We start from the raw sequence: 10,203 nt of genomic DNA, 5'->3' as shown, positions 1-10,203 counted from the left end.
ACGCGCCCTGCTGGCACGGGCACGCGGTGAAGGTGTGAACTATCTGGAGTTTGTGAATCGCTATCGCGACCTCGCGACATCGCTTGGCTTCGAGGGGCACATCGCCTGGGCCGAAGCAATGCCATGACACCGGGCGAGAGTGCAAACATGACCCAACCCGGCCCGAGCGGTAACGTCACCGGCATGCTGTTCGCGGCTTTGCGCGACATGCAATGGCGAAGCCGGCGCCTCGTCATCGCGGTCGTCAGCACCGGAATCATCTTCGCCATGACGCTCGTGCTGACCGGACTTGCGAATGGCTTTCGGGTCGAGGCCCAGCGAACCGTCGATTCCATGGGTGTCGACGCATTCGTCGTCAAGGCCGGCGCGGCCGGACCATTTCTGGGTTCCACACCATTCGCCCCAGTTGACCTGCCCCTGGTGGCCAGCGCGCCTGGCGTCGTGGCGGCGGCCCCACTGGCCACAGCGGCGACGACGATCAGGGACGGCGTGTCAAGGCGAAACGCCACCGCGTTCGGGGCGCCGGCGCACGGACCCGGCATGCCGCGCGCCTCCGAGGGTCGGGCACCATCGATGCCCGACGAGGTCGCGGTGTCGAGCACGCTGGGCCGGCACGTAGGTGACAATGTGCAGATCGGTGCGCGCACATTGCGGGTCGTCGGCATCGTGCCCAACTCCACCGCACTGGCAAAAATGCCGAATATCTTCCTGACGACCGAGGGTCTGCGGCAACTGGCCTACAACGGGCAACCGATTATCACGTCGATTGGGATCGTCGGCACACCCAAACAGCTCCCGGACGACTACCAGATCGTCGATAAAACGGCCGGTGTCAACGACCTGCTGCGCCCAGTGAAGGTCGCAGTGAGTTCCATCACGATCGTGGCTGTTCTGCTGTGGATTGTGGCGGTGCTGATCGTCGGATCGGTGGTGTACCTCTCCGCGCTCGAGCGCCTGCGCGACTTTGCGGTGTTCAAGGCGATTGGCGTGCCCGCGCGGTCGATTTTGGCGGGGCTGGCGCTACAGGCGGTCGTCGTCGCGCTGCTGGCGGCGGTGCTCGGCGTCATCCTCGCACAGCTGCTGGCACCGTTGTTCCCGATGACTGTCGTGGTGCCGATGGGCGCCTACCTGGCGCTACCGGTGATCGCGATTGCGATCGGTCTGCTGGCCAGCATCGCTGGACTGAGGCGCGCGGTGGCGGTCGATCCCGCGCTTGCGTTCGGAGGTCCTTGAGCCATGGGCAATCTGAGCATTCAGGACCTCGTCGTCGAGTACTCCAGCGGTGGGTACGCCGTGCGGCCGATCAATGGCTTGAGCCTCGATGTGGCAGCCGGGTCGCTGGTGATCCTGCTCGGGCCAAGCGGCTGCGGGAAGACAACGTTGTTGTCGTGCCTGGGCGGCATTCTGCGCCCGAAGTCTGGGGCAATCACATTCGATGATGTCGAGATCACCGCACTCGATGGTGCCGCGCTGGCGAAATACCGGCGCGACAGGGTGGGCATCGTTTTCCAGGCGTTCAACCTTGTGTCGAGCCTCACCGCATTTGAGAACGTGATGGTTCCGCTGCGCGCGGCAGGGATGTCACGGGCGTCCGCGCGTGAGCGTGCCGAGGAACTGCTGACGCGGGTCAATCTCGCAGACCGTTTGAAACACCGCCCGGGTGACCTGAGCGGCGGGCAGCAGCAGCGCGTCGCGGTCGCCCGCGCGATCGCGCTGGATCCGCCATTGATCCTGGCCGACGAACCGACCGCGCACCTCGACTTCATCCAGGTGGAGGAGGTGCTGCGGCTGATCCGCTCGCTCGCGGAGGGCGAACGTGTGGTGGTGGTCGCCACCCACGACAGCCGGATACTGCCGCTGGCCGATCGCGTCGTCGAGCTGACACCCGAGGTCGCAACCAGCAATCGGCCCCCCGAAACTGTGCGACTGAAAGCCGGCGAGATGCTGTTCGAGCAGTGCACGATGGGCGATCTGATCTACATTGTGTCCGAAGGTGAGTTCGACATTGTGCGCGAATTGGCCGACGGCGGTGAGGAATTGGTCAAGGTCGCTGGACCCGGCGACTACTTCGGCGAAATGGGTGTGCTTTTTCACATGCCGCGCTCGGCGACAGTGCGGGCCCGCACCGACGCGACCGCGGTCGGCTACACGGCGCAGGCGTTCCGTGAGCGGCTCGGTGTGAAGGGTCTGGGCGACCTAATCGAGCGGCGTGAGCTTGCCAACGACTGACCGCGCTGCGTAGCGGTAGGCGTACCGGGTCGTCTGCAGCTAAACCGGCAGGAGCATTACGCCGAATTCTGTTGTCGCGAATAGGGCACTAAAGCGCGGGCACCTGGGTCGAACGACTCTATTGGGGGGTGTGACGCGGGCGGAACCTGAGGACGGGTGTTGGTCAGCCAATATTCCGGAAGGACTTCGGACCAACGATGAAAAGTCGCAAGCCGCACTGGTCTACGCGAATGCCGGTTGTCGGTCCGATCGTGCCCAGGCCGCTGGAGGGGGTCGGGGGCCTGTTCATGATGTCGGCCGATGCAGTGCGATTTCTCTTTCGCCGGCCTTTTCAGACAAGAGAATTCGTCGAGCAGTCGTGGTTTGTGGCGCGCGTCGCGGTCATACCGACGCTGTTGGTAGCGATCCCGTTCACGGTCCTGGTCAGCTTCACACTCAACATCCTGCTACGCGAACTAGGTGCAGCCGACTTGAGCGGTGCCGGTGCGGCATTCGGCGCGGTGACGCAGGTCGGTCCGTTGGTCACGGTGTTGATCGTGGCCGGGGCCGGCGCCACGGCGATGTGTGCGGATCTGGGTTCGCGCACGATCCGCGACGAGATCGATGCCTTGGAGGTGATGGGGGTCAACCCAATTCAGCGGTTGGTTACGCCACGCATGCTCGCATCAGGGTTGGTCGCGCTGCTATTGAACAGCCTGGTTTGCACCATCGGCATCCTGGGAGGCTACGTCTTTTCGGTGTTCGTCCAGGATGTCAATCCCGGGGCGTTCGCCGCTGGTGTCACGGTGCTGACCGGAATCCCCGAGCTCATCATTTCGGGAGTCAAGGCAGCCCTGTTCGGACTGGTCGCTGGCCTGGTTGCGTGTTATCGGGGCCTGACGATCGCCGGACGCGGCGCGCAGGCGGTGGGCAACGCCGTCAATGAGACCGTCGTCTTCGCCTTCATGTCACTGTTTGTCATCAACGTAGTCGTGACCGCAATCGGCATCCACATGACGGCCAAGTGACGGGTGGGACTGTCATGACGGTGCGAGCCATCAATCCGCGGGTAAAGCGCGAGCTTGAAAGGCCGATCAGCTCTTTCGCTCGAATCGGTGACCAGACAAGGTTTTTCGGTGAAGCATTCGCGGGCGCCCCCTACGCGGTGCGCTATTACAGACGCGATATCGTCCGCCTCATTGCCGAGATCAGTATGGGCGCAGGCACTTTGGCGATGATCGGTGGGACTGTGGTAATCGTCGGGTTCTTGACTTTAGCTACCGGCGGCACGCTGGCAGTGCAAGGTTACAACTCGTTAGGCAATATCGGGATCGAGGCGTTGACCGGGTTCTTGTCGGCTTTCATCAACGTTCGTATCTCTGCTCCGGTGGTCGCCGGGATTGGCCTAGCGGCAACATTTGGTGCGGGTGTGACCGCGCAGTTGGGCGCAATGCGAATCAACCAAGAAATCGATGCCCTGGAAGCCATGGCTATCCGCCCGATCTCCTTCCTGGTCAGCACCAGGATCGTCGCCGGAATGATCGCGATCACGCCGCTGTATGCCATCGCCGTCATCCTTTCGTTCAGCGCGAGCCGCTTCACAACGGTCTTCCTTTTAGGGCAATCAGCAGGGCTATACGACCACTACTTTTCGACATTCTTGAACCCAGTCGACTTGTTGTGGTCCTTTGTCCAAGCCATCTTCATGGCTCTCGCGATACTGCTGGTTCATACGTTCTATGGCTTTTACGCCTCTGGGGGACCGGCTGGTGTCGGTGTCGCGACCGGCAGCGCGGTGCGAACTTCGCTCGTAGTGGTCGTATCGGTGACACTGTTGATCTCGCTGGCCATCTACGGCTCCAGCGGCAACTTCCACCTGTCGGGGTAAGTGGGGAGCCACGACGACGACGTCACGCTGCAACTGAGGGTCGGCCGCAGGTTCACGTCGGGATCAAGGTCAAACCCGCCGCTTAGGGGGTGGATCCAGGCGTCCAAGGCCGATCCGCATCGTCTTTTACCAAAGCGTTATAGTAGCCGCATGCGTCTTTCTCGTCTGAGCACTGTCGTCCGCGTCGGCGTCGCAGTGCTCGCCCTCGGTGCCGCCGTCACTGCCTTCCCGCGGGTCGCTGCGGCCGATCCGTTGGGGCCGTGCGCTGGCTGCTCATCCAACGATTCCACCGAGGACTTCCCGATACCTCGGAGGATGATCGCGACAACCTGCACCGCCGAGCAGTTATTGGCGGCTGCAAGGGATTTCGAGCCGGTGTATTACCAGCGGTACATGACTGATTACGACAATCACAAGAACGTTCAGCAGGCCACCCAAGACAAGGCGCACTGGTTCTACTCGTTGTCGCCGGCGGATCGCAGGGCTTATTCCGCCAACTTTTATGCACCCCAAGCCGATGGGCTGTGGCTGGCTTGGCCCAACCACATGAAGATCTTCTGGAACAACAAGGGCGTCGTTGCCAAGGAAACCGAGAACTGCCAGAACTACCCAGCCAACGACATGTCGGTGTGGAACTGGTAGGTCGCAACCCCCGGCGATTAGCCCTACTCTAACTTCTGCGGCTCGGCGAGCAGGCCAGCGCAGGTGGCTCTGATCAGCCGCGTCAGCGCGGCGGTGAAGTCGATGTTCCAATCCGGCGGCAAGTCGGTGGCCTTTTTCGGCGGGTTAGCGACCTGCCACAATGGCGCCGCCAGCGAGTAAGCGGCAAGAATGACGTCGTATGGGCCCGCGCGCCCGAGCCCCGGCAACGCATCCTCGATCGCATCGGCGAGCGACATCACCGCCGCAGTGCTGATCTGCCTGACCTCGAGGACCCAATTACCGCTGTTGGACCAGCCCGCTCGGCGGGCTTTCGTCGGCATCCGTGTGTATCAGCTCACGAACCGCCGGGCGGGTTCCGTATGGCTGAAGCATCGTGCTGGCCGGCCGCGGACGCACGTGCTGTGGCCACCAGAACCAACGCCCGAGCAGGGTGGCCACCGAGGGCGTCATGAACGACCGCACGATCAGGGTGTCGAACAACAGACCCAGGGCGATCGTGGTGCCCACCTGGGCCATAACCCGCAACGGGCCGAACACGAACGAGGCCATGGTGGCGGCGAACACCAGACCCGCAGCGGTCACCACCGAACCAGAGCCGGCCATGGCGCGGATGGTGCCCGTCTTGAGCCCGGCGTGAATCTCTTCCTTAAACCGGGATATCAGCAACAAGTTGTAGTCCGACCCGACCGCCAACAGCAGGATGATCGCCATCGCCAGCACCATCCAGTGCAGTCTGATGCCGAGAAGGTACTGCCACACGAGCACGGAAAGGCCGAAGGAGGCGCCCAGCGAAAGCAGCACGGTTCCGACGATGACCAGGGCCGCGACCACGCTGCGGGTGATGATCAACATGATGGTGAAAATCAAAGTGGCCGCGGCTATTCCGGCGATCATCAGGTCGATGTTGGAGGCGTCGCGCATGTCCTTGTACAGCGCCGCGGTGCCACCGAGGTAGACCTTGGCGCCCTCCCAGGGCGTGCCTTTGATGGCCTCGTGCACCGCCTGCTTGATCGGGTCGATGTGAGCTATGCCTTGAGGGCTCGCCGGATCGCCTTCGTGCGAGATGATCAAACGAACAGCGTGGCCGTCGGGTGACATGAACTGTTTTAGGCCGCGCTTGAAATCCGGGCTTTGGAAAGCCTCTGGCGGCAGATAGAACGTGTCGTCGTTCTTCGCTTTATCGAAGGCCTCTCCCATGGCCGTGGCGTTGTCGGACAACGCTTCCTGTTGGTCGTTGAGACCTTTCGTCGTCGCGTAATTCGACATGATCGTCTCGAGATTTCGCTCCTGGCTGGCAATCTGCGGCGGTATCAGCGCCACCAGCTGCGGCTGAATCTGGTCCAACTTGTCGAGGTTCGCGCTGAGTGCCTCGATGTTCTCACTCACTTGGTCGATGCCGTCGAGCGCGTTGAAGATGGACCGCAGCGTCCAGCAGGCCGGGATGTCGAAACAGTGCTTCTCCCAGTAGAAGTAGCTACGAATCGGCCTGAAGAAATCATCGAAGTTGGCGATGTCGTCTCGCAACGCCTCGGTGATTTTCACGGTTTCTCTTGTGAGCAACGTGGTTTGATGCGTCGTATTGACGAGATCCTGGGTGACTTGCATCTGCTGGTGCAGAGTTGCCATCGTTTTCCGGAGCTCGTCCGCTTGCTTCAACAGGTTCTTCGCCTGCTCTTCCTGGTAATGCTGGGTCTGGATCCGGCCGGCGCTTTGCGCGCTCAGCAGAAAAGCCAGTGTGGCGTGGTCAAGCGGGGTCCCCAGGGGCCTCGTGATGGTCTGCACACGGCCGATACCGGGTATGTGGAAGATGGCTTTAGCCACCTTGTCCAACACTAGGAAGTCGGCCGGATTGCGCAGGTCGTGATCCGTTTCGATCATCAACAGCTCGGGATTCAGCCGGGCTTGGTTGAAGTGTCGTTCGGCCGCGGCATATCCGACGTTGGCCGGGGTGGTGGTCGGCAGGTAGTGGCGATTGTCGTAGTCGGTTGTGTATCCGGGCAGGGCGAGCAGACCGATGAGGGCGATCGCGATGGTCACCGCGAGAATCGGTACGGGCCAACGGACGATCGCGGTCCCGATGCGTCGCCAATTCCGCGTTTGCAATATCCGCTTCGGATCGAGGAGCTTGAAGAAGCTGGCCACCACCAGCACCGCCGGGCCCAGGGTCAACGCTGCAAAGACCGCGACCAGCAGGCCGACTGCGCAAGGCACACCCATAGTCTGGAACCACGGCAACCGGGTGAAGCTGAGGCAGTACATCGCACCGGCGACGGTCAGCCCCGAGCCCAGCACGACATGCGCGGTGCCGTGAAACATGGTGTAGAAGGCCTGTTCTCGGTCCTCGCCGAGGCCACGGGCCTCGTGATAGCGGCCCATCACGAATATCGCGTAGTCCGTTCCGGCGGCGATCGCCAATAACACCAGCAAGTTGTTGGCGAAGGTGGACAGCCCGATGATCCCGTAATTCCCGAGGAACGCGACGACACCCCGGGCCGCGGCCACTTCGACCATCACGATGAACAGCACGATGAAAACGGTGCTCACCGAGCGGTAGACGAAAAGCAGCATCACAATGATCACCAGAAAGGTGATCATTGTGACCGTCTTGACGCCTTTCTCGCCCGCATGGGATTGATCGGCGATCAGCGGGCCGGCGCCGGTGACATAGGCCTTGACCCCCGGCGGCGCGGGCACTGAGTTGACGATCTTGCGGACCGCTTCGACGGACTCGGTGGACAAGCTCTCACCCATGTTGCCGGCGAGGTAGGCCTGGACATAGGCCGCTTTTCCATCCGGGCTTTGCGAGCCCGCAGCAGTCAGCGGGTCATTCCAGAAATCCTGGATGTGCTGAACGTGCTTGGTGTCCTGCTCGAGTCGCTTGACGATCTCGCCGTAATACTCGTGTGCGGCAGTCTCGAGCTTCTGCTGGCCCTCTAGGACGATCATCGCCGAGGTGTCGGAGTTGAATTCGGGGTGAAACTTCCCGTCCTTATCGATTTCGCCGAAGGTCGATCCGACCTTCTTCATCGCGATCATCCCCGGCGCGTCTTTCGGGCTCTGTGACACCGCGTGATTTTTGGTGACGACCTCCAACTGCGGCACCGTGACGTTGACGAACACGGCGAGGCCCAGCCACAACAACACGATCGGCAGCGCAAGCCGATGGATCATCCGCGGCAGGAAGGGCGGGATCAACGGCTGCGAGACAGGCTGTGCAACCTCGGTGGTCTCACTCATGCGGACTTGTTCAGGCAGAAGGTGAAGGCCTGCACTGTCTCGTTGGCGGGGGATCGATTTGTGGCCTTGAGGATCGGCCCGCGCCCGTCGTTATCGTCCAGGGTGATCTTGCAGGCGATCCAATCGCCGCTTCCCTGCGCCACGAGGTTGGCGGGGAGGGAAGGCTGCGTTGTTGTCAGCTCTATCGACCAGGGCAGGGGTACGTTGAGGGCCTGCTGCGGCTTGGAATCTTTATCCAGATAGTTGATGGTCGCCACGCTGCCCGGTGGGCCCCAGACCTCAAGTAATAACTTCTTGGGATTGAACGGCTTTATCTCTTCGGCGACCGCACCGCCGCCGAAGGCGTTGCCGTGAACACCGAAGATGCCGTGCAGCCGGTACACGCAGAATCCCGAAACCGCCACGACGCCCGCGATCACCAGTACCAGCCAGAAACGGGTAAGCAGGCGAGACAAGATTGAGGTCTGTTTGTCCCGCCGCGGTTTGGCGACCTTGCCGTCGCCGCTGCCTTCGACCGGGGTGGGCAACGGCTCGGTCCTCGGCTCGGTGGTCGTCATGGGTTCTTTCATCCTTAACCAGGGGCGAAGGGCGCTCAACTAATTAGCCTGTGTGTAACCTTAGCTACTCTAATCGGAATAGGCGACAGAATAGAAACCGGACAGGGAGGGTTTGGATGACCGAATCCCGCTTCCCGACCGGTGGGCTCGGACGGGCTTCGAACGCGACGAGAGGATCCGTGACGATGGGCGCGAAGGCACCAGTGCGATCTGCACGGAGAGTGGCGAACGGTACGATCCAGCCTATGAAGGTAACGGGATTCGCGGTGGTCGCCATCGCCGCGGCGATCGGCCTGTCCGCGCCGGCATACGCCGACCCCGACACCGACTTCGACAACCAGATCGCGGGGTACGGCATCTACGGGCCGCACGACTACAACCCGTATCTGGCCAAGATCGTCTGCCGACGGCTGAGTCAGGGCGTCGATCCCGACGCTGCGGCATCCGCTCATTTCCTCACCAATAATCTCCCCAGAGGCACCACGCAGGTGCAGGCGTATCAGTTCCTCGGCAGCGCCATCAGCATCTACTGCCCTGACCAGGCGCCCAAGCTGCAAAACATTCCCGCACACTAGGTCGTCGGGACGACGCCGCGTGGCAGCGTCAGCGGCAGATCGTTGTAGGTGGCGATGCCCGGCGCCGCGGCGACGACAGCCGGGATCGCGTTGATGGGGGGCATCGCCGTCATGATGTGTCCGAGGTCCATGAACTCTTCGATCGTCGTGGCCTCGAAATACGGCGGCGGCAGGAAGCCGACCTTGGTGGTCACCGTGGGCTGCCCGTCGACCTGGATGACCCAGCCGTCCTGGTCGATCTTCCAGTCCGGTTCGAGCGTCTGTCCTTTGCGCCACCGAACATTGAGGTCGATAACGGTCTTTCCGGCGACGATTCCCTGCCAGCTGATGTAGACGCCCGCCACATATCCCGCCGGGATGGTCCACGACGCCATCTCGAGATCCGCTGTGGTTTGCGCGAATTCGGCCTCGCACCGCACGTCGTCGAGTTCGACGCCCAGCGCGTCGCCCACCAGCCGGACGGCCTCACCGAAGATGGCGGTGCCCTTCGCGGCCATCGCCTGCAGGTCCGGGTGGTCGATCGGCTGGCCGAAGCCCACCGGCTTCTCGGTTTCCGGCGAGTCGTAGAACGTGGTGTCGGCGGCTTCGTTGACGGTGATCTTGTCGACGCGGTTGCACACCATCGCCGAGACGATGGCCAACAGCTCGGCGAAGCCTGGGCTCACGCCGGAGCCGAAGATCGTGGAGCCGCCCTTCTCGCAGGCCTCGACGATCCGGTCGCGGCCCTCGCCCAGGTTGTGCCCGGTGATGAAGGAAGCCGTGGTGACCACGTTGACGCCTGCCGACAGGATGCGGACCAGCTCGTCGACGTCGATCCACATCGGGTTGTAGACCACGCAGTCTGGTTTCAGGGCGAGGAGCGCGTCGACGTCGTTGGTGGCGGCCACCCCTAGCGGCGCGATGCCGACCAGCTCGCCGGCGTCACGGCCTACTTTCTCCGGGGACCAGGCGTAGCACCCCACCAGCTCCAGCAGCGGGTTGTTGGCGATCGATTTCAGCGAGCTCTTGCCGACATTTCCGGTGTTCCACTGAACGACTCGATAGGTGTTTGGCACTCGCCCAGCATAGGGAAGAG

9 protein-coding genes and 1 pseudogene are annotated in these 10,203 nt (G+C 62.4%); 6 read left to right on the top strand and 4 right to left on the bottom strand.

Annotated elements, in window-relative coordinates; all coding sequences use genetic code 11:
* The first annotated feature begins 183 nt into the window (after positions 1-183).
* The 5 genes from VEI45_RS06015 (at position 184) to VEI45_RS05995 (ending at position 4,738) form a co-directional block, all read left to right on the top strand.
* A complete protein-coding gene (locus tag VEI45_RS06015) occupies positions 184-1,233 on the top strand; it encodes an ABC transporter permease (RefSeq protein ID WP_324851090.1) in 1,050 nt (349 codons plus the stop codon).
* A gap of 3 nt (positions 1,234-1,236) precedes the next feature.
* On the top strand, positions 1,237-2,229 hold the full coding sequence (locus VEI45_RS06010) for an ATP-binding cassette domain-containing protein (RefSeq protein ID WP_324851087.1): 993 nt from the start codon (positions 1,237-1,239) through the stop codon (positions 2,227-2,229).
* A 230-nt stretch (positions 2,230-2,459) separates the two neighbouring features.
* The gene (locus VEI45_RS06005; protein ID WP_324851085.1) at positions 2,460-3,236 is read left to right on the top strand and encodes an ABC transporter permease; all 777 of its coding nucleotides are present in this window, start codon (positions 2,460-2,462) and stop codon (positions 3,234-3,236) included.
* A 14-nt stretch (positions 3,237-3,250) separates the two neighbouring features.
* Positions 3,251-4,096, top strand: coding sequence for an ABC transporter permease (locus tag VEI45_RS06000; RefSeq protein ID WP_324851083.1), 846 nt, complete (start codon positions 3,251-3,253; stop codon positions 4,094-4,096).
* Between the two features lie 150 nt (positions 4,097-4,246).
* Entirely contained in the window at positions 4,247-4,738 is a 492-nt protein-coding gene (locus VEI45_RS05995) for a DUF5078 domain-containing protein (RefSeq protein ID WP_324851081.1), read from the top strand.
* 23 nt (positions 4,739-4,761) lie between these two features.
* On the opposite strand, the pseudogene VEI45_RS05990 reads toward VEI45_RS05995, so the two are convergent.
* From VEI45_RS05990 to VEI45_RS05980, 3 genes and pseudogenes are all read right to left on the bottom strand, one after another.
* Positions 4,762-5,031: pseudogene (locus tag VEI45_RS05990) on the bottom strand (TetR/AcrR family transcriptional regulator); the annotation flags it as partial.
* 4 nt (positions 5,032-5,035) lie between these two features.
* Positions 5,036-7,996, bottom strand: a complete 2,961-nt coding sequence (locus VEI45_RS05985) for an MMPL family transporter (RefSeq protein WP_324851079.1) — start codon at positions 7,994-7,996, stop codon at positions 5,036-5,038.
* The gene (locus VEI45_RS05980; protein WP_324851077.1) at positions 7,993-8,553 is read right to left on the bottom strand and encodes an MmpS family transport accessory protein; all 561 of its coding nucleotides are present in this window, start codon (positions 8,551-8,553) and stop codon (positions 7,993-7,995) included. Before VEI45_RS05980 ends, VEI45_RS05985 begins: the two co-directional genes overlap by 4 nt.
* Before the next feature lie 245 nt (positions 8,554-8,798).
* Between VEI45_RS05980 and VEI45_RS05975 the strand changes: the two genes are divergently transcribed.
* Positions 8,799-9,128, top strand: a complete 330-nt coding sequence (locus tag VEI45_RS05975) for a DUF732 domain-containing protein (protein ID WP_324851076.1) — start codon at positions 8,799-8,801, stop codon at positions 9,126-9,128.
* On the opposite strand, the gene VEI45_RS05970 is transcribed toward VEI45_RS05975, so the two are convergent.
* Positions 9,125-10,183, bottom strand: a complete 1,059-nt coding sequence (locus VEI45_RS05970; protein WP_324851074.1) for a dihydrodipicolinate reductase — start codon at positions 10,181-10,183, stop codon at positions 9,125-9,127. The two genes, VEI45_RS05975 and VEI45_RS05970, sit on opposite strands and share 4 nt — an antisense overlap.
* Between the last annotated feature and the right edge of the window lie 20 nt (positions 10,184-10,203).

The organism is Mycobacterium sp., assembly GCF_035623875.1.
Taxonomy (GTDB): domain Bacteria; phylum Actinomycetota; class Actinomycetes; order Mycobacteriales; family Mycobacteriaceae; genus Mycobacterium.
This window is presented reverse-complemented; position numbering and strand designations above follow the sequence as displayed.

Excerpts from the sequence above, each read along its gene's own strand:
- VEI45_RS06015 (WP_324851090.1), top strand. The coding sequence starts at position 184 with ATGCTGTTCGCGGCTTTGCGCGACATGCAATGGCGAAGCCGGCGCCTC.
- VEI45_RS06010 (WP_324851087.1), top strand. The coding sequence starts at position 1,237 with ATGGGCAATCTGAGCATTCAGGACCTCGTCGTCGAGTACTCCAGCGGT.
- VEI45_RS06005 (WP_324851085.1), top strand. The coding sequence starts at position 2,460 with ATGCCGGTTGTCGGTCCGATCGTGCCCAGGCCGCTGGAGGGGGTCGGG.
- VEI45_RS06000 (WP_324851083.1), top strand. The coding sequence starts at position 3,251 with ATGACGGTGCGAGCCATCAATCCGCGGGTAAAGCGCGAGCTTGAAAGG.
- VEI45_RS05995 (WP_324851081.1), top strand. The coding sequence starts at position 4,247 with ATGCGTCTTTCTCGTCTGAGCACTGTCGTCCGCGTCGGCGTCGCAGTG.
- VEI45_RS05985 (WP_324851079.1), bottom strand. The coding sequence starts at position 7,996 with ATGAGTGAGACCACCGAGGTTGCACAGCCTGTCTCGCAGCCGTTGATC.
- VEI45_RS05980 (WP_324851077.1), bottom strand. The coding sequence starts at position 8,553 with ATGACGACCACCGAGCCGAGGACCGAGCCGTTGCCCACCCCGGTCGAA.
- VEI45_RS05975 (WP_324851076.1), top strand. The coding sequence starts at position 8,799 with ATGAAGGTAACGGGATTCGCGGTGGTCGCCATCGCCGCGGCGATCGGC.